Annotated in this window: 26 protein-coding genes; 22 read left to right on the forward strand and 4 right to left on the reverse strand. The window is 40.4% G+C overall.

What is annotated here, in order from left to right:
- The first annotated feature begins 258 nt into the window (after nt 1–258).
- The 6 genes from M3205_RS02150 (at nt 259) to phoU (ending at nt 7,133) form a co-directional block, all read left to right on the forward strand.
- The gene (locus tag M3205_RS02150) at nt 259–2,445 is read left to right on the forward strand and encodes a peptidoglycan D,D-transpeptidase FtsI family protein (protein WP_251168425.1); all 2,187 of its coding nucleotides are present in this window, start codon (nt 259–261) and stop codon (nt 2,443–2,445) included.
- 216 nt (nt 2,446–2,661) lie between these two features.
- Nucleotides 2,662–3,621, forward strand: a complete 960-nt coding sequence (locus M3205_RS02155; RefSeq protein WP_251168426.1) for a PstS family phosphate ABC transporter substrate-binding protein — start codon at nt 2,662–2,664, stop codon at nt 3,619–3,621.
- Nucleotides 3,622–3,728: 107 nt separating this feature from the next.
- On the forward strand, nt 3,729–4,685 hold the full coding sequence (gene pstC / locus M3205_RS02160; protein WP_251168427.1) for a phosphate ABC transporter permease subunit PstC: 957 nt from the start codon (nt 3,729–3,731) through the stop codon (nt 4,683–4,685).
- Complete coding sequence (gene pstA / locus M3205_RS02165) at nt 4,685–5,569, forward strand: phosphate ABC transporter permease PstA (protein WP_251168428.1); 885 nt, start codon at nt 4,685–4,687, stop codon at nt 5,567–5,569. The genes pstC and pstA overlap by 1 nt, the downstream gene beginning before the upstream one ends.
- 18 nt (nt 5,570–5,587) lie before the next feature.
- The gene (gene pstB / locus M3205_RS02170; protein WP_251168429.1) at nt 5,588–6,415 is read left to right on the forward strand and encodes a phosphate ABC transporter ATP-binding protein PstB; all 828 of its coding nucleotides are present in this window, start codon (nt 5,588–5,590) and stop codon (nt 6,413–6,415) included.
- 58 nt (nt 6,416–6,473) lie between these two features.
- A complete protein-coding gene (phoU, locus tag M3205_RS02175; protein WP_251168535.1) occupies nt 6,474–7,133 on the forward strand; it encodes a phosphate signaling complex protein PhoU in 660 nt (219 codons plus the stop codon).
- Nucleotides 7,134–7,203: 70 nt separating this feature from the next.
- On the opposite strand, the gene M3205_RS02180 is transcribed toward phoU, so the two are convergent.
- Both M3205_RS02180 and M3205_RS02185 read right to left on the reverse strand, forming a co-directional pair.
- Complete coding sequence (locus M3205_RS02180) at nt 7,204–7,671, reverse strand: MltG/YceG/YrrL family protein (RefSeq protein WP_251168430.1); 468 nt, start codon at nt 7,669–7,671, stop codon at nt 7,204–7,206.
- Nucleotides 7,664–8,035 (reverse strand): hypothetical protein, encoded by a 372-nt coding sequence (locus tag M3205_RS02185; RefSeq protein ID WP_251168431.1) that lies wholly within the window; start codon nt 8,033–8,035, stop codon nt 7,664–7,666. The genes M3205_RS02180 and M3205_RS02185 overlap by 8 nt, the downstream gene beginning before the upstream one ends.
- 290 nt (nt 8,036–8,325) lie before the next feature.
- Between M3205_RS02185 and M3205_RS02190 the strand changes: the two genes are divergently transcribed.
- The 15 genes from M3205_RS02190 (at nt 8,326) to M3205_RS02260 (ending at nt 21,488) form a co-directional block, all read left to right on the forward strand.
- On the forward strand, nt 8,326–8,982 hold the full coding sequence (locus M3205_RS02190) for a DUF4912 domain-containing protein (RefSeq protein ID WP_251168432.1): 657 nt from the start codon (nt 8,326–8,328) through the stop codon (nt 8,980–8,982).
- Entirely contained in the window at nt 8,979–10,214 is a 1,236-nt protein-coding gene (locus M3205_RS02195; protein WP_251168433.1) for a glycosyltransferase family 4 protein, read from the forward strand. The genes M3205_RS02190 and M3205_RS02195 overlap by 4 nt, the downstream gene beginning before the upstream one ends.
- Nucleotides 10,215–10,278: 64 nt before the next feature.
- Nucleotides 10,279–10,920, forward strand: a complete 642-nt coding sequence (locus M3205_RS02200) for a hypothetical protein (protein ID WP_251168434.1) — start codon at nt 10,279–10,281, stop codon at nt 10,918–10,920.
- Between the two features lie 77 nt (nt 10,921–10,997).
- Nucleotides 10,998–11,147: a 50S ribosomal protein L33 gene (gene rpmG / locus M3205_RS02205; protein WP_053434400.1), complete on the forward strand. Its 150-nt coding sequence runs from the start codon at nt 10,998–11,000 to the stop codon at nt 11,145–11,147.
- A 101-nt stretch (nt 11,148–11,248) separates the two neighbouring features.
- The gene (locus M3205_RS02210) at nt 11,249–11,824 is read left to right on the forward strand and encodes a 5-formyltetrahydrofolate cyclo-ligase (protein WP_251168435.1); all 576 of its coding nucleotides are present in this window, start codon (nt 11,249–11,251) and stop codon (nt 11,822–11,824) included.
- Nucleotides 11,817–12,605, forward strand: a complete 789-nt coding sequence (locus tag M3205_RS02215) for a DUF92 domain-containing protein (RefSeq protein ID WP_251168536.1) — start codon at nt 11,817–11,819, stop codon at nt 12,603–12,605. The genes M3205_RS02210 and M3205_RS02215 overlap by 8 nt, the downstream gene beginning before the upstream one ends.
- Before the next feature lie 43 nt (nt 12,606–12,648).
- Nucleotides 12,649–13,599 carry an L-lactate dehydrogenase gene (locus tag M3205_RS02220; RefSeq protein WP_251168436.1) on the forward strand — a complete coding sequence of 317 codons (951 nt, stop codon included), beginning with the start codon at nt 12,649–12,651 and terminating at the stop codon, nt 13,597–13,599.
- A 77-nt stretch (nt 13,600–13,676) separates the two neighbouring features.
- Nucleotides 13,677–13,880: a hypothetical protein gene (locus tag M3205_RS02225; RefSeq protein ID WP_048008275.1), complete on the forward strand. Its 204-nt coding sequence runs from the start codon at nt 13,677–13,679 to the stop codon at nt 13,878–13,880.
- 135 nt (nt 13,881–14,015) lie between these two features.
- Nucleotides 14,016–15,536 (forward strand): rhomboid family intramembrane serine protease, encoded by a 1,521-nt coding sequence (locus M3205_RS02230; protein ID WP_251168437.1) that lies wholly within the window; start codon nt 14,016–14,018, stop codon nt 15,534–15,536.
- A gap of 134 nt (nt 15,537–15,670) precedes the next feature.
- Nucleotides 15,671–17,158, forward strand: a complete 1,488-nt coding sequence (locus M3205_RS02235) for a spore germination protein (RefSeq protein ID WP_251168438.1) — start codon at nt 15,671–15,673, stop codon at nt 17,156–17,158.
- Between the two features lie 126 nt (nt 17,159–17,284).
- Entirely contained in the window at nt 17,285–17,485 is a 201-nt protein-coding gene (locus M3205_RS02240; protein WP_251168439.1) for a YqgQ family protein, read from the forward strand.
- 19 nt (nt 17,486–17,504) lie between these two features.
- A complete protein-coding gene (locus tag M3205_RS02245) occupies nt 17,505–18,467 on the forward strand; it encodes an ROK family glucokinase (RefSeq protein WP_251168440.1) in 963 nt (320 codons plus the stop codon).
- Between the two features lie 123 nt (nt 18,468–18,590).
- A complete protein-coding gene (locus M3205_RS02250; RefSeq protein WP_251168441.1) occupies nt 18,591–19,778 on the forward strand; it encodes a M14 family metallopeptidase in 1,188 nt (395 codons plus the stop codon).
- Between the two features lie 225 nt (nt 19,779–20,003).
- Entirely contained in the window at nt 20,004–21,149 is a 1,146-nt protein-coding gene (locus tag M3205_RS02255) for a YqgU-like beta propeller domain-containing protein (RefSeq protein WP_251168442.1), read from the forward strand.
- Nucleotides 21,150–21,173: 24 nt separating this feature from the next.
- Nucleotides 21,174–21,488 carry an MTH1187 family thiamine-binding protein gene (locus tag M3205_RS02260; RefSeq protein ID WP_251168443.1) on the forward strand — a complete coding sequence of 105 codons (315 nt, stop codon included), beginning with the start codon at nt 21,174–21,176 and terminating at the stop codon, nt 21,486–21,488.
- Between the two features lie 89 nt (nt 21,489–21,577).
- Here M3205_RS02260 and M3205_RS02265 read toward each other — a convergent pair whose 3' ends face one another.
- Together M3205_RS02265 and M3205_RS02270 are read right to left on the reverse strand one after the other, a co-directional pair.
- Nucleotides 21,578–21,751 (reverse strand): DUF2759 domain-containing protein, encoded by a 174-nt coding sequence (locus M3205_RS02265; protein ID WP_251168444.1) that lies wholly within the window; start codon nt 21,749–21,751, stop codon nt 21,578–21,580.
- Between the two features lie 110 nt (nt 21,752–21,861).
- Complete coding sequence (locus M3205_RS02270) at nt 21,862–22,356, reverse strand: hypothetical protein (protein WP_251168445.1); 495 nt, start codon at nt 22,354–22,356, stop codon at nt 21,862–21,864.
- Nucleotides 22,357–22,443: 87 nt separating this feature from the next.
- Here M3205_RS02270 and M3205_RS02275 point away from each other — a divergent pair, with 87 nt between their 5' ends.
- Complete coding sequence (locus tag M3205_RS02275; RefSeq protein WP_251168446.1) at nt 22,444–23,079, forward strand: MBL fold metallo-hydrolase; 636 nt, start codon at nt 22,444–22,446, stop codon at nt 23,077–23,079.
- The last annotated feature ends 90 nt before the right edge of the window (nt 23,080–23,169 follow it).

Below are 23,169 nucleotides of genomic sequence, written 5' to 3' on the forward strand. Positions count from 1 at the left end.
TTTGATCCCGTTGAATTGGATTATGTTTAGAAAGCATATTAATCACCTCAAGCATTGTATTACTTCTATTTTAAATCAAAAAAGACTCCCGACAAGTACGATTTTCATCGAGTTTGTCGACAGTCTGTGAGAGAGGATATCCTCTCTCTTTTTTTTACCAATAAAATTATCTTTGCTGAAAAAGGGTTCTTTATAGAATTTATTGTTATTTTCTTTTAGAATGGGACTATGAGACTTTTTAAAGGAAGTGTGCGTAATTTGAATAGGAAGAAAAAGAAGACCCATGTTCCATTTCGTCTGAATATGCTCTTCTTTGCTGTGTTTTTATTATTTTCTATGCTGATCCTCCGGCTTGGGATGGTTCAGATTGTTTATGGCGATGATTATAAGCGTGAGATTGAAAGAACGGAGGATGTTACAGTCAACAGCCCGGTGCCAAGAGGTAAGATGTTTGACAGAAATGGACAGGTGATTGTCGATAATACTCCGCAAAATGCCATCACTTTTACTAATAATGGCTATAAGCAGGATGAAATGCTTGAGGTGTCAGAAAAGCTGGCCAAGCTGATAGACAAAGATACCAAAAAGGTCCAGGAACGGGATAAGAAAGATTACTGGATCATGAAGAATCCTGAAAAGGCAGAAGAAAAGGTAACTAAAAAAGATAAAGAAGAACTTGAAAAGAAGTATGAGGGTAATGAAAAGGAGCTGGATAAGGCCATATATCAGCTCACTTTGGATCGGATTACTGAAGAGGAATTAAGTGAATTGACAAAAGACGATCTTGAAGTTCTTGCTATATACAGAGAATTTACAAGCGGATATGCCTTAACTCCCCAAATTGTTAAGAACAAAAAAGTAACACCTGAGGAATTTGCAGTTGTCAGTGAAAATCTGCAGGTATTACCGGGTGTTGATACAACAACTGACTGGGAAAGATATTATGCCTTTGGAGATACTTTAAAATCAGTCCTTGGAAAAGTAACAAGCTCTGATGAAGGTCTTCCGGCTGAACAGATTGAATACTACATGGCACGTGACTATAGCCGTAATGACCGTGTAGGAAAGAGTTATATCGAGATGCAGTATGAAGAAGTGCTTCACGGCCAAAAAGCAAAAGTGAAGAATATTACGGACAAAGCCGGGAATGTACTTGAAACTATTCCTATTACAGATGGTCAAAGAGGCAAGGACCTTGTGCTGAGCATTGATATGGATCTTCAGAAGGAAGTTGAGAAAATCATTGAAGAGGAATTACGTAAAGCCAAGGCATCTTCTGGAACTGCATTATTGGACAGAGCTTATGTAGTGCTGATGGACCCGCATACCGGAGAGGTTCTTTCGATGGCCGGCAAAAAAATTGTGAAGGATAAAGATACAGGCCAATCTGAAATGCAGGATGATGCATTAGGCAACATTACTACTACTTATAATGTCGGCTCAGCTGTTAAGGGTGCTACAATACTTACCGGCTATAAAACGGGGGCTATTAATCCCGGAACCGTTTTGTATGATCGTCCTTTAAAAATTAAAGGAACGCCTGTAAAAAAATCCTGGAGAAATTTCGGCCCTTTAAATGATATTAATGCACTTAAATTCTCCTCCAACGTTTACATGTTTGAAACTGCCATCAGGATAGGCGGGGGCAAATATGAATTTGAGAAGCCATTATGGATAGATAAAAAGGCTTTTAGTACGGTAAGGGAATCCTTCGCCCAATTCGGCCTTGGTGTTCGGACGGGAATTGATTTGCCAAATGAGCAAACAGGCTTTAAAGGAATGAGTACTTTGCCTGGTTTCATGCTTGACCTTTCGATTGGACAGTACGATACCTATTCCAACATGCAGCTTGCCCAATATGTTTCTGTTATTGCCAATGGCGGCAATAGGATGGAACCTCATATGGTAAAGGAAATTCGTGAACCATTAATGGAAAATAATGAACTTGGGCCAATTGTTCAGGAAATGGAGCCAAAGGTTCTCAATAGGGTTGAACTGGAAGATGGCTGGATGGATCGTGTCCAGGAAGGCTTCCGCAGAGTCATGCAGGAAAAAGGCGGTACAGGTTATTCTAATTTTGGGGGCAAGGATTATAAACCAGCCGGCAAGACAGGTACAGCAGAGGCCTTTTATGATGGACCCGAACGCAGCAAATTCGGAAAAGAGCCTCCTGAGGTCATGAATCTTAGCCTTGTTAGCTTTGCACCATCAGAAAATCCCGAGGTTGCCATGGCGGTTTTAGTTCCATGGGCTTATCAGGGAAGCGTGGATCACGGAGCGAATAAAAAGATTGGCGAACGTGTGCTGGATGCCTATTTTGAACTTAAAAAGGAGCGTCACAAGAAAGGTGGCGACAGCAAAGAGTCTGTTCAAAAAGTGGAAAATATTGATGAAGTAATTGAAGGGCAGGAAGATGCCCGCAAAGAAGATGAAGAAAATGAATAAGCTTAATGGACTGTCTCCCTATTTAAACGGGAGACAGTTTTTTTGTCTTAGTATCTTTATACCTAAATTTAACGTTATACTTCTGATTCGAAATATTTACACAAGAATTGCTGACATTTACAAAAGCTTTACAATCCTTTAAAACCGGCTTAACAGTCAACCCTTATTCTAAATGCGCAGGACAAAACAGCCAAATTTCTTAGGGGGAATTCAGGAATGAGACGTCTTAAAAAAATGAGCCTATTACTAATGCTATCAGCCGTAATGGCATTCACTGCAGCATGTGGAGGCGAAGAAGGCACCAGCGCAAATGGAGATAACGGTGAAGAGCTGGAAGGCAGTGTGGTCTTAGACGGGTCTGGAACAGTCTATCCATTTATGGCACGCATGGCTGAAAACTATATGGGGGAAAAGGAAAATGTCTCCGTAGAAGTAAGCCGCTCCGGAACTTCGGCTGGCTTTAAGAAATTCCTTTCAACTGACGGAACTGATTTTAATAATGCTTCCCGCCAAATCAAAGATGAAGAAAAAGCTTCAGCTGAAGAGCTTGGCATTGATGTTCAAGAAATGAAGGTTGCTTTAGACGGAATCACAATTGTAATTAACAAAGAAAATGACTGGGCTAAAGAGCTTACACAGCAAGAGGTTGCAGATATCTTCCTTGAGGACGCAGGAAAGAAAAAATGGTCAGATGTTCGCTCTGACTTCCCGGACGAAGAAATAAAGACTTATGGCCCGAATGAAAACCATGGAACGTATGAATTTATGTATGAACGTATTCTTGAAGAGCAGGATCTTACTGAAAATATCAACTTACAGCAGGACTACTCAACGTTAGTGAATCTTGTTTCAAAAGATAAAAATGCCATCGGCTTCTTTGGTTATGGATACTTTGACAGCAATGCAGATAAATTGTCGGCAGTAAAGGTAGACTTCGGCAATGGGCCTGTTGAACCATCATTAGACACAATCAAGGAAGATGGAGACTATGCTCCATTTACTCGCCCTGTGTTCACATACCTGAATACTAATATGGCTAAAGAAAAGCCGCAGGTACTCGATTATGCAATTTATACAATGGAAAATGCACAGGGTATCGCAGCAGAAACTGGATTCGCACCTTTATCAGACCAAGATGTCCAAGCTTCTCTGACTGCTTTGAATGGTTTGAAGTAAGAAGATGTATTGTCATGGGAAGATGAGAAGTTTGCCTTCTCATCTTCTTGTAATGAAGTTTGTAGAGGGTTCTTCTTTGGGTGAGAGTGCTGAAAGGGGTTTTACACTTGGCTAAAAGTGCTGTTGAATACGATAAAAAAAAGCTGAATGTACGGGAAATCATTCAGCAAAAGAAAAAAACTTGTAGTGTCAATAATTATACAGAAAAATTAATACCGAAAATTTTATTTGGAATAGCTGCAATTTCTGTTTTTACTACTATTGGAATTGTACTCACCTTAATTACGGAAACAATCGCCTTTTTTAAAGACGTTCCTTTTATAGATTTCTTTACAGGCACCCAATTAAAGCCTTTGGGTGAAAATGCTGTCTTTGGTGTTCTGCCCTTGCTGACGGGAACAATTATTTCGACTTCAATAGCTATGCTGGTTGCTATTCCAGTAGGACTGATGACAGCCATATTTTTAAGTGAATACGCATCAGAAAAAACAAGAAAGGCATTAAAGCCTCTTCTTGAAATCCTGGCAGGTATTCCTACTATTGTTTATGGATTTTTTGCTTTTACGTTTGTAACACCTTTACTAAGATCTTTTATTCCTGCTCTTGAACCAACAAATATTTTAAGCCCCGGGATAGTAATGGGAATCATGATTATCCCAATGGTAGCTTCCCTTTCTGAAGATGCAATGAGTTCTGTGCCAAATGCGATGAGGGAAGGTGCTCATGCACTAGGTGCCACCAAGCTGGAAGTAACCTGGAAAGTAGTTGTTCCGGCAGCTATTTCGGGCATCATTGCTTCATTTGTCCTCGGGATATCAAGAGCAATTGGAGAGACAATGATCGTAACTATAGCAAGCGGAAGTTCAAAGAACTTTACATTAGACGTAACTCAATCCATGCAGACCATGACTGCTTATATAGTAGAAGTTACAGGAGGGGAAGCTGCAGCAGGAACAACCTTATATTATAGTCTTTATGCTGTAGCTATGACATTGTTTGTGTTTACGCTGATTATGAACCTGCTCGCTCAATATATCTCTCGCAAGTTCCGGGAGGAATATTAATGAAATATGTAGATACAGAACAAGTGCATAAGAAAATGGGTAGCCGTCAGATCGCCAATAATCTGGCTAAAACACTATTTTTTCTGGCCACTTTATTCGGTCTGGCTGTACTAATTGTATTAATCTATCGGGTCCTCGCTGATGGATTAAGCTGGATTAATATGGATTTTCTGATGAATCGCTTATCAACAGATCCTGAAAAGGCTGGAATCTGGGGAGCGATAACAGGAACATTTTGGCTGATGCTTGTGGTTGCTCCTGTAACGATGATTCTTGGAATAGGCACAGCCATTTACCTAGAAGAATATGCAGCTAAGGGCCGCGTTTCTTCATTTATTAAAACAAACATTGCCAACCTGGCGGGTGTTCCGTCTGTTGTTTTTGGAATCCTTGGATTAACTGTTTTTGCAAGAGCATTGGATTTGGGTTCTGTAGTTTTCGCAGGAGGACTCACGATGGCATTGCTGGTTCTTCCTGTTGTAGTAGTTGCCAGCCAGGAAGCAATCCGTGCTGTTCCCCAATTTCTAAGAGAAGCATCTTACGGAATGGGAGCGACAAAGTGGCAAACGATTAAAAATGTAGTACTTCCTGCAGCATTACCTGGAATTCTTACGGGGGTTATTCTTGCACTATCGCGGGCAATCGGGGAAACAGCGCCATTGGTGGTTATCGGAATACCGGCTTTGTTAATTCCTGTTCCTGATGGAATTTTTGATAAATTTACGATTTTGCCGGTACAGATTTATTATTGGACTATCGACTCTGCACTAATAGCCGAATATGCCAACCTGGCAGCTGCGACCATCGTCATCTTATTAATTGTTTTGTTTGTGATGAATTCAATAGCCATCTTAATTCGGAATAAGTTCCAAAAAAGATATTAGCCTGGGAGGGTTTCTGAGATGCCTGTAGTGATAGAAAAAACAAATCCAAATGTAAATAAAGAAAGCATAATTCAAAATCCAGCAGAAAACAAAAAGGTTGTTTATAATACCAAAGATCTTAATCTTTGGTATGGTGAAGGCCATGCGTTAAAAAATATAAATCTAGCCATCAATGAAAATGAAATAACGGCAATTATCGGACCCTCAGGCTGCGGTAAATCCACATATATTAAAACGCTGAACCGCATGGTTGAACTTGTGCCTTCAGTAAAAATTTCCGGTGAAATCTTATACCGGGAGCGTAATATCCTTGATAAATCATTTAAAGTGGAGGATTTAAGAACTAATGTGGGGATGGTTTTTCAAAAGCCAAATCCATTTCCTAAATCCATTTATGAGAATGTAGCATACGGACCGAAAATTCATGGTATCCGCGATAAAAAAATCCTTGATGAGATTGTTGAGAAAAGTTTGAGGGGTGCCGCCATATGGGACGAAGTTAAAGATCGACTGAATCAGAATGCGTATGGCTTATCCGGCGGGCAGCAACAGCGACTTTGCATTGCGCGCTGTCTTGCAATTGAACCGGATGTGATCTTAATGGATGAGCCTACATCTGCACTTGACCCTATCTCTACCTTGAAAATAGAGGAGCTGGTGCAGGAGCTTAAGGAAGCGTTCAGTATTACCATCGTTACTCATAACATGCAGCAGGCAGCCCGTATTTCTGATAAAACCGCTTTCTTCTTAAATGGTGAAGTAATCGAGTTTGCCAATACGGATAAGATATTTTCTACCCCTTCAGATAAGAGGACTGAAGATTATATCACTGGACGTTTCGGTTAATCGTCATGATTATGAAAGAATACGAGCATTAATATGTGGATGAAGGGGGATCAGTATGATGGCACTACGTGAAAGGTTTGACTATGATCTTCAGGAGCTTCAAAAAATGCTCATTGAAATTGGCAATTTTGCAATAGAGACCCTGCATAGATCTGTTGAAGCACTTGAAACTCAAAACATTGAATTGGCACTTGAAATCATTGATGACGACAATCAGGCTGATATTCTGTATGAGGAAATAAATGATTTAGCCATTCTGCTTATTGCAAAACAGCAGCCGGTGGCTATCGACCTCCGCCGCATCATTGTGGCTATAAAAATCGCAACAGACATTGAAAGAATAGCAGACTTTGGGGTGAATATTGCAAAGTCCACTATACGGATTGGGTCAGAGCAACTTATTAAGCCGATTGAACATATAAAGGAAATGTATGAAATTTCAACTGAAATGCTCCGTCTATCACTGGAAGCTTTCACTGAAGAAGATACTGCAAAAGCCAAAAAAGTTGGCGATATGGATGAGCAGGTGGATGATCTTTATGGTGAAACCATTAAAGAGCTGCTGCAAATTAATCTGCAGAAACCGAAATACTTGCCTCAAATCACCCAGCTTTCATTTATTTGCCGTTATTTAGAAAGAGCCGCTGACCATGTTACGAATATCTCAGAACATATTTTTTATTTGGTTAAAGGACGCCAGTATGATTTAAATAATTAACCAGAAAAGCGGAAACGCCTTGCAGCACAGGAGCTATGAAGTAAAAAAAGCTAAAAGGAATCTTAACCTTTTAGCTTTTTGTTATGATCTTAGCAATTTCTTTATAGCTCATATTATGGTTCAGTTCAAATGTACCCAGCTGTATTTTCTTACTGTACCCGTATTCCTCCATGTAATTGCCAAAGTCTGCTGCCTGGTCAATTACACTTGCTTTTTCGAGGATTGCCGCGATTTCACCGGGTGTCATGCCGCTCTCAATAGTTAGCTGATAGACTTTCTGCTCCGTATTTTCCTCAGCAGGTTCTTCTTTTACTTCCTTATTCTCGGTTTGGTCTTTAGCATCCGTCTGCAGTAAGAGAGTATATTCTTCGTTTGATAATACAGTGTAGCCCTTTGCCTGCAGGAAATCTTTTGCGCTGTTTTCATCGATTGTTCTATTTTCAGTTTGCTCCGGTTTATTAAGGAAGTAGGCTGTGAAAAAGGCTATGACAGCAATAAGGATGCCAAATGCAAATGCCCTGGTATTTCTTTTATTCATAGCTATGGCCTCTAAATTTCATTTCGGTTTGAATGGTCCTTACTTCATCTGGAGAGAGTGAAGATTGTATTGCAATTTGTTCTATTGTCAGCCCTTGTCTGGTCAGCAGCATCACCTGATTTTTTATTATTTCATGAATTTCCCTTTTTTCTGCAGGAATGTGCTGAGTAAAGGGTTCTTCCCCGACGAGCAGTTCTTCTTCCAATACTTTTAATTTCTTTTTAATTTGATACATTTCCTGGATTTGCTGCATGGACATTTGGTCCATTTCATCGCGCAGCTCTTTATAAGGATCTCTCAAAAACACTGAAAGAATAAATAGCCCTATAGATAAGATCAATAATGACAGTAAGATTGATTCCAATAATAGTCACCTCTAATTCATTGCACAGAAATATTTTACCATCTAAATTGACAAATTTCGATATATAATCCATAAACAGGTGAAATTTAAAGATTCTTGTCGCAGAAGCTCTGTCGAATCAGAAGCTTAGCAAACGTTTGAAAAAATTTTCCTATTAGAAATCAGGAAGGCATCTGCATTCGCAAGAAGCGACAATTTCCGTTCATTGTAGGCTATCCATATCAGTGATAACATTGAGTAATATAAATAGTCTTAAAATTTTGCTTTTTGTCATATAGAACCTTTTTTCTATGAAAATAATTGCAAGAGGTGCCGTCATGATAGATGAAATTATTAAGCTTCGCCGCAGGGGGCTGTCATTCCGTAAAATCGCCAGTAAGCTTGATACAACCGTAGGAAAAGTACAGTACCAGTGGACCAAACTTATCCAAAAAAAAGGGAAACGCGACAGCGGGGAGTCTTTAGGGGAAAAATTAATTTATGAAGAAAATATTGTGCAGAATCAATCGAAAGATCACTTGACATTAACACGTTCAAGCGATGATAAGGCAAAAGTATCCTGGAAGTTGTCTGCTCAGAAGGTGAAGATGCTATCCCTATACTTGGACAAGCCTGTATCCTCCTTGAGAAAATCTTTAAGAATCTATGATGTTACCGGGGTTATTTTTGACGGAGCCAATGCGGTCTGTGACCATGAAGTTATCCTGTCCGATCATTCTGAATGGACCTTTAAGGGGCTCAAACCCGGCAAAGTGTATTGTGTTGAGCTGGGCATTAAAATAACAGATAATCATTTCATCCCGTTGCTGCGTTCAGAAGCACTGTATACTTCTGAGGATGCTTCTTACCAAGGAAATAAAGAATCTGAGGTTCAGCCTGCATGGACGGTAAATGTGAGTACATACACCTATTATGAAACAGTGAGTGAAGGAGAAGGTATAGAATGATGGAACCGGTAACTTCAGAACTAAATAATAATAGTTTCATTAATGTTAAACCTAAAATCCTTCTTCTTACTTGGGAGTATCCTCCCCATGTAGTAGGCGGTTTATCAAGGCATGTGTATGGACTCGCAGGAGGATTAAAACAGGATTATGAGGTTCATATTCTGACTGCTAATCCCGGCAATCTTTCCAGCTGCGAACATAAAAACGGTATCTATATTCACCGGGTCAAGCCGCTAAATGAAAAAGATCCTAATTTTCTGCACTGGATTTTGGGATTGAATCTGGCAATGGAGCAAAAAGCCATGGAACTGTCATCCTTCCACCACTTTGAAATCATTCATGCACATGACTGGCTTGTAGGAGCATGCGGCCTGTCCTTAAAGGAGAGCTTGCGCTGTCCTTTAATTACAACTATACATGCAACAGAATATGGAAGGAATAATGGAATTCACACAGAATTGCAGAAATTTATCCATACAAAAGAAGGGCAGCTGATCAGTGGATCAGATCAGGTTATTGTCTGCAGTGAATATATGAAGGAAGAAGTACTTCAGCAATTTTCAATTGCCAGCGAAAAAATCGCTGTTATCCCAAACGGAATCAGCAAAGAAACACTTCTAGATGATCCTGACAGCATATTAGAAGGGCTTCCGGTAAAAAAAGGCGGAAGGCTGATATTCTCCATTGGTCGGATGGTGAGAGAGAAAGGGTTTGAAACCTTAATCGAGGCAGCGCCTATAATAAAAGAAAAGTATCAGGATGCTTATATAATCGTTGCCGGCAAGGGCCCTATGCTTGAAGCACACAGGAAAAAGGCAAGAGAACTGAAGGTTGATGATGTCATATTTTTTCCGGGATTTATAAATGACATGCAAAGATTAGCTCTCTTCCAGAAATGCGCAATCGCTGTTTTTCCAAGTTATTATGAGCCATTTGGCATTGTAGCCCTTGAAGCAATGATCACCGGAAAGCCGGCAATCGTATCCAATACAGGAGGATTAAAGGGAATCGTTAAGCATGAATATTCCGGGCTGTTCATGGTCCCTGGTGATCCATACAGCTTTGCAGATCAGGTTTCCGCTCTCCTTGAGAACCCTAAATCCGCCGATACAATTGGCGAACAAGGTAAAAAGGTCGCAGAAAGCCTATTCAGCTGGAGACGCATTGCTGATGAAACAAATAGAGTATTTCAAGAAACACGGATTAGCCGGAAGCTTGAAGATCTGGTGTGATGTATTTTATTTTATCCGCCATTAAAATGAAGTAAAAAAATATTAAAGAAAAAGGTGCATAAAGATGAATACATTAAATTGGATTCAATCTGACGTTTATGAAGAAATGGAGAAGGCGCCGATTGGGAAATTGAGGATGATTCCTGGATTATGGATAGACAGGAAAACATACTGGATGGAAAATGTCAGTAAAGAAATGTTTCCTGATGAAAATATTTCTGTTCAAATTAAGACAGAAAAAATCCACTCTAAAATTTCCTATTATAGATACTATATTACGAATCATGCGGACGAGTCTAGAACCATAAAGCTTTTATTACAGCACAGACATGAGCTTTCTTCCCGTGAACACCTTTCTTTCATTTCCCCCGCAGAAAATGTCATCTTTCATATGGCCGATTCCAAGCTGTTTTTAGTTAACGGCCAACTAAACGGCAAAAAAATGGAAGAGTGTACGATTCAGCCATATTGGAACATTTTCAGTGACCAAATATGGAACTGTAAAAAGAAGGGAACATTAAAATATCACCCTATGGCTCAAGGTAATGCAATAAGCATTTTCGCACTTAATGCAGAGTTTAATGGCAGAGGAACAGCGGAAGCGGAGTCATGGATTATCAGCGGAAACAGCAAATCAGAAACGCTTCAGTATAACAGCCTGCTGATAGACAATGGTAAAGAGGATACTTTTAAAAAAACGTACTAGCATTTCGATTTAAAAAATGATATTATAGAAAAGTCGTATGAACGAACTAGTTTGAACATAGTTTGGAGGGAAATTACATGCGTGTAAACATTACGTTAGCTTGCACAGAATGTGGAGATCGTAACTATATTTCTAAAAAAAATAAACGAAATAATCCAGATCGTCTTGAGCTTAAAAAATATTGCCCAAGAGACAAGCGTTCGACTGCACATCGCGAAACAAAATAAGCGGTAGGATCATTCCTACTGCTTTTTTTGTTGACTTTTTTTATGGGTATCCTTTCCTTTTCTGGATAAATTATTATTTTGCAAAAACTGGAGGTTTTTATATGGAAATTGATAAAAATGTTCTTAGGAAGCAAATGCAGGATCGGATGAAGGAATTGAGCAAGCCTGAATATGAACAGCTATCCTATCAGATTGCCACAAGTCTTTATAGCAGCCCTTTATGGAGCCAGGCCAAAACAATAGGTATAACGGTTTCAAAGGTGCCTGAGGCTGATACATGGCAGATCATCAGAAGGGCCTGGAGTGAAGGGAAAAGGGTTGTTGTCCCGAAGTGTATACCTCAATCAAAGCAAATGGAGTTTCGTGAATTGAAAAACTTCATGGATTTGGAGTCAGTATATTATGGATTATGGGAACCAAATCCGGAAAAAACAGATGAAGTCAGCTGTGAAGAAATCGATACTTTAATCGTTCCCGGACTTGCATACATGAAAAACGGCTTCCGGATTGGGTTCGGTGGAGGATATTATGATCGTTTTCTCGAGAATTATAAAGGAAGAACGGTTTCACTGGCTTTTGAAATGCAGGTTATAGCCCGCTTTCCAGTGGAAAGACATGACAAGCCGGTGGAAATGATTATTACCGATCAGCAGGTGTGGGAATCCGGTGATGCTTGAATCCATTGCTATTATTATTTTTATATTGATTACATCCCTGGCCGGATATTATTTCCGATTACTGACCTTTTCAGGCAGTATAGCGGCATTCATTGTGGGTACGGTAACAGGCTGGGGATTTGGTTATTATGGACTTCTTGTCTTGGGGTTCTTTTTTGCAAGTTCAAGCTTCTGGTCAAAATTTAAAAGCCATAAAAAAATGGAATTTGAGAATAAGCATGCAAAAGGATCAAGAAGGGATTGGCAGCAGGTTGCTGCAAATGGAGGCATATCCGCTATTGCCAGCATTTTTTATCTGCTGGATCCATCACAGGTTTGGTTGATAATGTTTCTTATCGGACTGGCTGCAGCAAATTCGGATACATGGGCATCAGAAATTGGCTCATTAAGTCAAAAACCCCCCATTTCTCTGAAAACCTGGAGGACAATCGAAACGGGTACTTCCGGTGCTGTCAGTGCTCTGGGCACGCTTGCAGCCATGTCAGGGTCATTTATAATAGCCCTCCTATCAAATGTGCTGTTTGACATTTCAATTTATGAGGCTTTACTGATTGGAGTTCTTGGGTTTGCAGGGAATTTGATCGATTCTGTATTGGGTGCTTTTCTCCAAGCTGAATACAAGTGCCATGTATGCTGTTCAAACGTGGAAACAGCCGAACATTGCGGGCAGCCGGCCTCTATGGTAAAAGGCTGGTATTTTGCAGATAATGATTTTGTTAATTTTTTTTCAGGTTTAGCTTCTGCCTCGGTGGGAATGCTTCTATATATCTTATTGGCTTAAAGGGACTTTGCTGTTCTCTACAATTAAGTAAAGGGGAGTTATTATGAATAATCGGGTAAACAGAGTGGTGCTGATCGGAACTGGCTTCGTTGGATCAAGCTATGCGTTTGCACTATTAAATCAAGGTGTTACAGAAGAACTGGTGCTGATTGATTTAAATAAGGATAAATCTGAAGGAGATGCCATGGACTTAAATCACGGCATGCCCTTTGCCCCTTCCCCAACATCAATCTGGTTTGGAGATTATTCCGATTGCAAAGATGCTGATTTGGTTGTTATTACTGCTGGAGCGAATCAAAAACCCGGTGAGACTCGCTTGGACCTTGTGGAAAAAAATTCTAAAATCTTTAAAGGAATAGTTGATCATGTTATGAAAAGCGGTTTTGATGGCATTTTTCTGGTTGCTACAAATCCCGTGGATATTCTCACGTATGCTGTCTGGAAATACTCCGGGCTTCCAAAAGAAAGAGTAATCGGATCCGGAACGATATTGGATACGGCCAGATTCAGATTTCTGCTGGGAGAATATTTCAAGGTCGATACGAGAAATGTCCATGCTTATATAATAGGCGAACACGGAGATACTGAATTGCCTGTATGGAGCCATGCTGATATTGCTGGGAAAAGCATTGAAGACTGGATGAAGAAAGAAGAGAACTATAGGCAGGAAGATCTTAATGGGTTATTCCTAAATGTCAGAGATGCAGCTTATCATATTATCGAGCGAAAAGGTGCTACTTATTATGGAATAGCCATGGGCCTGGTCAGACTGACGAAAGCCATCCTCCAGAACGAAAATTCCGTCCTTACGGTGTCAGCTTATTTAGATGGGGAATATGGTCAAGAGGGTGTTTATATTGGGGTACCTGCTATAGTTAATAGAAATGGCATTCGTGATATTGTTGAACTTCATCTAAATACCGAAGAGAAGAATCAGTTTAACCATTCAGTAAATGTTCTCAAGAAAACGATGCATCCTGTATTGAAGGACTAGTGCATCAATTTATTTTTGTTTTGAGAATGGATAAAAATTATTCCCTCTTCTCACAATAAGGAAGAGGAGGGAATTCAATGTCTCGATTACTATCTATTTTTATGATTGGGCTTGGTACTTATTTTGCCTATCATAACCGTTATCGATTGATTAATGTTATGTTTGGGAATGTCTTTCTGCGGAAGCTGCTGGTTACTTCAGTTATGAGTTTTCCGCTTGTCCGCGATAGGATGATGAGCTCTGTCTTCTCTTCTGGGCCATCAGAAGGACGGCAATCATGAAGTAAAAAGACCGTAATAGGTCTTTTTATTTTGCCGGTATCTTTAGATGCTTTTTCTTTTACAAAAGGTTTCTTTTTTGCCTATAGTTAAATAAAGTATAGTAATTAATGCAACATATAGAGAGTGGGGGAATAAGTGGCAGTTCAAGAGGATTATGTATTTTGGAAACTTGCGGATTATTTCATATCTGATCACGGATACAGAATGATTCAGTTATCTGGAGATCAGGATGAATTATGGCTTGAAAGGATGGAGGATAAAAACATAAAGGCAATCAGGCTCTTAAAATATGACCTTGACTGGAGCAACTGGATGCAGCGGGATATTGAAGTAACTGCCGAAAAAGCTGAATCGGTCAGGAAGCAACTTGGAAAAAGGGAAATGCCGGTCTTAAATATCTATGTATCTGCGTTCCTGCCTGTTGATGACTATGAATTCCGCATCTCAGACCCCTTTAAGCTTGAAAACGGAAAAGCCTCTGTCCGAACCATGATCATTGAATCCGGTAAACCTGAAAGTCTGCATGTGGTTGAAGAAATTTTCGAAAAGCCTTTAACTCTTCCGGCCGGAAATTATACTGAAATGGATGTCGATGCCCTGAAGCATACTGCCCTTTCTAAAGCTGTAAAAACAGCAAAAAAAGAAAAGGAAATGTTCAATTTTGGGAAGCCTTTTTTTACGTATATATTTATGGTTATACAAGTTGCTGTTTTTTTACTTTTGGAAGCAATGGGCGGCAGTACAGATACCTCGACGTTAATTAAGTATGGGGCTAAATTTAATCCATTGATTCTCGACGGGGAATGGTGGAGGTTTTTGACCCCGATTGTTCTTCACATTGGACTGCTGCATTTATTAATGAATACACTTGCCTTATTTTATCTTGGATCCGCAGTGGAACGTGTGTATGGAAATTTAAGATTCCTATTTATCTATTTGATGGCTGGATTTGGCGGAACATTAGCCAGTTTTGTTTTTAGCCCATCACTTTCAGCAGGGGCCAGCGGGGCTATTTTTGGCTGCTTTGGGGCACTTTTATATTTTGGGCTCATTTATCCAGGCCTTTTCTTCCGGACGATGGGTTTTAATATACTTGTTGTATTAGGAATCAACCTTGCATTTGGATTTACCATCCCCGGAATAGATAATGCCGGACATATAGGAGGGCTGATTGGCGGATTTCTTGCTACTGGCATTGTACATTTTCCAAAGAAGAAAAAGCCATTGCTTCAGCTGCTGTTTTTAGCTGGATCATTCTGTCTGGCAGCCGGCTTGATGAAGTATGGATTCAATGAACCGGGAAGACTATTAAATGAACAAACTGCTATGGTAATGGCGGAGGAACATATCAATGGTGAAGAGTTTGAAAAGGCCCGTTTAATGCTTGCTGATTTTATTGAAGAAAGGAATGCTTCACCGGAAGTCTATTTTTTATTATCCTATACAGAAATAAAAGTGGGGAGATTAAAAGAAGCAGAAGAGCACCTGCTTCAGGTAATTAAGGAAGATGCTTTTTTTCATGAAGCACATTATAATCTTGCATTAATCTATTTAGAAGAAAAGCAGCCGAAAAAAGCAAGGAATCATGCACAAAAGGCCGCTAATCTTCAGCCGGATCAGGAAGAGTATCAAAAGCTGTTAAATCAGATAGAGTGATAATGACAGAATTTTCAGCTTACTACCCGGGAAATAATCCCTGCATTTCCCTATAATATTAACTAATCATGCCATTCATTGGTATGATTTTTTTTTTGCATGTCAATGATGTTGAATAGTATGCAAGGAAAAGAATGGAACAGAATGCTGAGGTGGGGATATTGGCGGAAGCGAGAAGAGAGCCTGTAAAGGTTTCTCTGAAAGATAATACTGAATATCTTAGAGATGCTCTGGGAGTTGACAAAAGCTTCGATGTGATTCAGCTTGATGTTGAATATGCTGAAAGGGAAATGGCTTTATATCTGGTAGACGGCTTTGTAAAAGATGACATCCTGCACTATTTGATGAAGATGCTTGCCGGCCTGGATGCAGCCCAGCTGGAAGGAGATACACTTTCCAGACTGATAAAAACGTATATACCATACGTTGAAGTTGAAACAACTGATGACCTGGATAAAGTGGTGGATATGGTGTTGGCAGGGCCGACTGCTCTAGTCGTGGATGGAATCGATGAAGTCATCCTCATTGATGCACGTACATATCCGGTAAGAGGCCCTCAGGAGCCTGATATTGAACGTGTTGTGCGCGGCTCGAGGGATGGGTTTGTAGAAACACTCGTTTTTAACACAGCTTTAACGAGGAGAAGAATCAGGGACAGAACACTGCGCATGGAATATATGCAGGTGGGCAGGCGATCCAAGACAGATGTTGTTGTCAGTTATATTGAAGACATTGCAGATCCGGATATGGTGAAGAAGATAAAGGAGTCTATCTCTAAAATTGATACTGATGGATTGCCGATGGCCGAGAAATCAATAGAGGAATTCATTTCAGGGCGGCATTGGAATCCTTATCCCATGGTAAGGTATACCGAAAGGCCTGATACGGCAGCAACACACCTTTATGAAGGCCACGTCTGCATCATCGTCGATGGGTCGCCGAGTGTTATCATAACACCGACAACCTTTTGGCATCACCTTCAGCATGCGGAGGAGTACAGGAATAAGCCTCTTGTAGGCGCTTATTTGCGATTTGTCCGTTTTTTAGCTGTCTGGGCTTCCATCTTCCTTTTGCCATTATGGTATTTATTTGCGATAGAGCCACAGCTGCTTCCTGATGCATTATCCTATATCGGGCCCAATGACACGGGAGAGCTGCCATTAGTCGTTCAGTTCCTGATGATAGAGCTTGGTCTTGATATGCTTAGGATGGCTGCAATCCATACTCCTTCCGCCCTGGCCACTGCCTTGGGACTCGTGGCGGCCCTGATGATTGGTCAGGTAGCAGTTGAAGTGGGATTATTTATTAATGAAGTCATTCTTTATTTAGCGATAGCGGCAATTGGAACATTTTCAACCCCAAGCTATGAAATGAGCCTGGCAAACAGGCTGATCAGAATCGGTCTGCTGATATCAACCAGTATCTTCCATACCTACGGCTATGTAGTTGGGATCATGCTGATGATCATCATGCTTGCCAGAATGAAGTCTTTTGGGGTGCCCTATTTATGGCCGTTCATCCCTTTCAATTTGAGAGCATTCAGGGATGTATTGTTAAGGTCACCAATACCATTGAAGAACAGGCGGCCGCGTTTTTTGCATCCAAAGGATCCAGACCGCTGAACTAAATCCCTTCCTGCCTTGGAGGGATTTTTTATATATTCCAGGCGTTTCTCTGTCTTGAGAAAGGGGGGATTTTAGATTATACTTTAATGTGATAAAAACTTATCAATAAAGCAGAGGTACAGAATGAAAACCATTTATGATATACAGCAGTTTCTAAAGAAATATGGGACTATCATCTATATAGGGGATCGGGAAGCTGATTTGGAGCTTATGGCTGCTGAATTAACAGAGTTATATAATTCCCAGCTTATTGATGTAAAAGATTATCAGAGCAGCATCTTAATCCTAAGGACTGAAATTCAGAATCTTAAAGAGAAGAAATAGAAAGAAAAGGTGATGGAGCTTGGCAGAAAAATGGCTGGTAGGGGTAGATTTAGGCGGAACAACAACAAAGCTTGCTTTTATTAACTACTATGGGGAAATAATTCACAAATGGGAAATTCCCACGGATAATAATCAAGAAGGAAAAAATATTACTATAAATATAGCTAAAGCCATCGATCATAAGTTAGAAGAATTGGATTTAAGCAAGGATAAAATTATCGGCATTGGCATGGGGGCGCCGGGTCCAGTAAATCTGGCAACTGGTGTTGTATATAACACAGTTAATTTGGGCTGGAAAGATAATTACCCGCTGAAGGATCTTCTGGAAGTGGAAACATCACTTCCAGTCATCATTGATAATGATGCTAACTGTGCTGCTCTCGGGGAAATGTGGAAGGGTGCCGGAAACGGGGCTAAAGATCTGGTATGTGTAACACTTGGAACAGGTGTTGGCGGTGGCGTAATTGCTAACGGAGATATTGTGCAGGGAGTCAGCGGGGCTGCTGGTGAAATAGGGCACATAACGTCCATTCCTGTTGGCGGGGCTCAGTGCAATTGCGGCAAAACGGGCTGCCTTGAAACAATAGCGTCTGCTACAGGCATTGTCCGGCAGGCTCTGGAAAACCTGGAATCCAGTGGCGAAGGGGCTCTATCTCAATTGTATAAGGCAAACGGGTTTATTACTGCAAAAGACGTTTTTGATTCTGCAAGGAATGGGGATGAAACATCCCTTCTGACAGTCAATCATACAGCAATGCACCTTGGATTGGCTTTGGCGAATATTGCAAATACATTAAATCCCGAGAAAATAGTATTGGGCGGTGGCGTTTCCAGAGCAGGAGATATACTGCTTAAGCCGGTTATTGCAAATTTCATTAAATTTGCTTTTCCAAGAGTGAAGGAGTCCACAGTGATTGATATTGCGACATTGGGCAATGATGCCGGAGTCATTGGTGCAGCCTGGCTGGCAAAAAATAAGTAAACTGAGAGAAAAGTACCTGATGTGCAGGTGCTTTTTCTTTTATAGCACCTTATTTTTACAAGTTATATAGTCATCTTTTTTTCTTTTTCTCATAAAATTGAAATGATGGAAAGGGGGAAAAAGATGAAAGTCAAAGTCCGCTCAGGAGATTCCTTATGGTACTACAGTCAGCTCTTTATGATGCCAGTCAATCTCATTGCAGATGCTAATCCCGGGGTTAATCCTGCATCCCTTAAGATAGGGAGCGAAATTAACATCCCCGGCTTTACATTGCTAAATTATACAGTTAAGTCAGGTGACACCTTTTGGAAGCTAAGTTCTTCACGCAACCTTTCTGTGGATGCTCTTCTCCTGGTTAATCAATCCCTTAATCCGAACAGCCTAATCCCTGGTACGAGTATTAAACTGCCCAGGCGGGTTATTTCCCCAATTGTATCAGGCAGGAGAGAGTATGATTATAAAGCATTAACAGCAGATATCTCCCTGCTGTCAGATATTTATCCGTTTATAAAAGTAAATACAATTGGCCACAGTGTTCTTGGAAAGCCGATTCAGGAAATACGGTTAGGAAAAGGGAATAAGAAAGTACACATCAATGCATCCTTTCATGCGAATGAATGGATTACAACCCCAATATTAATGGCTTTACTGAACACCTTTCTGTTATCTCTTACAAATACCCGGCCAATAAGAGGAATTTCAACAATGCCCCTGTATAATTCGGTTGACCTTTCCATAGTTCCGATGGTTAACCCAGATGGGGTTGACCTGGTGTTGAATGGTCCTCCAGCGGAAGTCAGAGAGGAAGTTATTTCGATAAATAGGGGCAGCACGGATTTCTCAGGCTGGAAGGCTAATATTAGAGGGGTTGATTTAAATAAGCAGTTTCCTGCCAAATGGGACTTTGAGAAACAGAGAAGTGAACAAAGTGGCCCGGCACCAAGAGATTATCTTGGCGAAGCCCCGTTAACGGAACCGGAAGCCATAGCGATGGCGGAACTGGCAAGAGATAATCAATTCGATCGGATGCTGGCCTTCCATACACAAGGTGCAGAGTTTTATTGGGGGTATGAGGGAATGGAGCCGCCGGAGTCGGAGGTAATTGCGCAAGAGTTCGAGCGTGTCAGCGGATATAGGGCAGTCCGGTATATTGATAGCTTTGCCGGTTATAAGGATTGGTTTATACAGGATTTCCGGAAGCCGGGATTCACAATTGAATTGGGAAGAGGCACTAATCCGCTGCCCCTGTCACAGTATGATGATATTTATGAAGAGGTGCTGGGCACTTTTCTTGCATCGCTTTATATGTGAAAAAATTATCATTAAAATTGATTCTGTATTGTATTTTAATCAAGCAGACATTAAAATTACTATCATACTATCTTTACTATGACAATAGTTCTATGGAAACCAGCCGCTTTTCCAAACTGAAGACGGAAAAACGGCTTTTTCCAATTAAACTCATTAATTCTATTATTATTGAAACATTTTCATTCAATTTACGTACTTATATTTAGGGAGAAAGGAGGTGCGGATTTGGTAGACATTGAAATTCGCAGGAAGTTTCTATTGTTATCTTTTATTCTGCTGGCTTCATTATTTCTGATAGCCGGCTGTGTACAGCCTGAGAAAGCCGGGATGGAGCAGAATCAGGATCAAGAAAAAGAAGCCTCTGAGCCTTCCGCACCACCTGAAGCTGAAAACAAGACTATAAAGACTATTCGGATTAATGAAGGGGAATTTCAGGGAGCAAATGGCTGGCTTGACAATGATCAAATTGTTTACACTGTAATAGATGGCGCAACTTCCAGGGTTTATGCTTATAGTCTGTTTTCAGGTGAACAAGAGCTTCTTTACGAAAGCTCTCACCCGATTGCGTCTGTAACGGTAAGTCCAGCCGGAAAATACATACTGATTCGATCATCACCTGGAACCTATGAAGCAGCCTTAACGGTTATAAAAACAAGTGGAAAAGTTGTCTGGGAGGAAAATATTTCTGGATTTGATTTTGCTGTTGAGTGGAACCCTTATGATGAAGAGTCTATATTAATTGCTTCATTTACTGAAGACTGGGAATTCACCCCATACCATATAGATATCGCAAAAGGTACATATGCAGAATTTAACTTAAGGGAGCCTTTTGCTAAATGGGGGGATTCAAATCATCTTTTTTTTCTTGATTGGGATAATGAAAGCCCGTCACTTTTCGCACCGCTTGTTAAGCAATCAATCGATGGACATAATGAAACCGTGGTTCAGGAAGACATTTTTCAATTCGACGCTGCCAAGGACAGGCTAATGACTATTACTGTGCCGGCAAATCAATCAGACCAGGCAATGTATACTTTTATGGATAATCATTTCAAAAAACTTTCTTCATTCTCGATACCTCATTTGACAAGATTTTCAGATTGGCTGGTTCCGTATTATGACTGGACCCCCCGAGGAATCATTACTTTTCAGCCATTGTACAGTGCTGAGAGTGATATGTATGCAGGGGGATTTCAGCTTATATCTGTGGACAGTGAAACCGGTGAAAAGGAAGTGCTATTCGAAGATATGGAAAATGCGCCGATCAGCTGTTCAACCGACGGGAAAGCCTGTTTAACAGGTTTCTATCTTGAGGAACTGATCATGACCGACAGAAAAGAGGTCATTCGGTTAGTCGATTATAACGAGTAATCTAGCAGGCAAAGGAGCAGAAATATGGCAATCGCAGATGTTACAGTTATTCCAATTGGAACGGAAACACCAAGTGTCAGCAGCTATGTGGCAGATATTCAGCGTGTATTAAAAAAATATGAGGAAAGCGGCACAATCCGATTTCAGCTGACACCCATGAATACCATTATTGAAGGGGAGCTGCCTGATTTATTTGAAGTTATTCAGGCAATGCATGAGGTCCCTTTTGAAAAAGGCTTAATGAGAGTGGCGACCAATATCCGCATCGATGACAGAAGAGATGTTAAGAGGAAAATGGAAGAAAAGGTCCAAAGAGTTGAAAGCCGGCTAAAAGGTTAAAATAAAAGGGCTCCCACTGAGGGAAGCCCTTTTATTTCTTAAAGAAAAGCATCAATGCGCCGCGGGTTGGCGGGCACGCTGTGCTTTTCTTAGTGAACAGCAGGATATCCACTGTTAATTAAGGTCATTACAGCGAACCATCCGAAAACGGCAAGTGTTCCTACAGCAAAAACCATGCCAAGGAAGTTCTTGTTTTTCAGTGCACTAAATGCACCAAAAGCTGCAAGAACTGCGACTAATGCAAAAATGATAGGTAGTCCCATTAAAACAGCCCCCTTTGTTTCGTAATCAGCAGGCAAAAGCCATATGAAAAACATTCTTTAGGTTATATACCCATTATGTAGAACCCAAGTATATACATTCGTCCTTTATTTTATATTTTTTTCTTCAATTTGTCGAGGTCTAAAAATGACACTTGTATGTCATATGCTTCAGCAATGCCGATTATTAAATCCTTTAGATGAAGTTCTGAAAAGTAAACTGCTGGCATTTTTTCTTCTTTAGCTGTAAAGACCAGATGCTCCTGAAATTGATAGACAGCCATCTGGATATCTTCTTTATTGCCACCGGTTATTGTGAAGGCGTTAAGGAGCTCAGTGCACAAGCAAACTCCGCTTTCTGTTTTAATCGCAAAGTCTTCAAAAGTTTCTCCCTTTACACCTGTTTTTATGTAACAGAGCTTAAAAAATTCTTCGAAAAGTCCGGCATCGACCAGTACGCTTTTGGTAAATTCAGCATGAGCCCTCTCTTCAAACAGAAAGATACTCTGCTGAAAATCGAAAAGTTCAGTATTATTTTTTATTAAGTTCATGAATTCAGGCACATCTTGAATAATATAGCCGGCTTCAACGCCATATAGGATTTTCATGTTATACTCCTTTTGCAAATATCAGGCATTCCATTCTGATATAGTGTAAAATAATAGACAAATAAATCAACTATGGAGGTGTAGGCAATGAAATGGAATCAAATCCCTCTTGGCCCATTGCAAACAAACTGTTATGTCCTTTCGAATGAAAACAAAGATTGTTTAATTTTTGATCCGGGAGAAGAGAGCGGAAAACTGAGCGGCATTATCGAACAAAAAGGACTGAAACCTCTTGCAGTCATACTTACTCATGCCCATTTTGATCATATTGGCGCTGTAGACGGAATAAGAGATGCCTTTTCTATCCCTGTATACATTCATGAAAAAGAAGCAGCGTGGCTTCCAGATCCAGCCTTAAATGGTTCTCAACTATTTAAAATAGGCAAGCTGATAAAAGCAAGGCCTGCCGACCATATTATAACAGCTGAACAAGAGTTGAGCATAGGTGAATTTACCTTTAAAATTCTAGAGACGCCAGGTCATTCTCCAGGGAGTGTTTCTCTGTATTTTAGAGATGCTGGTCTTGTGGTGGCCGGTGACGCGCTGTTCAGCGGAAGCATAGGACGTACAGACCTTCCTGGCGGCAATCATCAGCAGCTCCTTGAAAGTATACATAGTAAGCTTTTGTCATTGCCGGAAGAAACAGAAGTGCTTCCTGGACACGGGCCAGTTACGACAATTGGCCGGGAAATGGATTCAAATCCATTTCTGAATGGCTTCTGATTGGAAAATAGAAAAGCCCTTCTCCAATGAGAAGGGCTTTTCTGGGGGATGTTTTATTCATATAAAATGGGAGGGGATATAGTTAAGCTA

Source organism: Cytobacillus firmus, assembly GCF_023715565.1.
In the GTDB taxonomy this organism is placed as follows: Bacteria; Bacillota; Bacilli; order Bacillales; family Cytobacillaceae; genus Cytobacillus; species Cytobacillus firmus_C.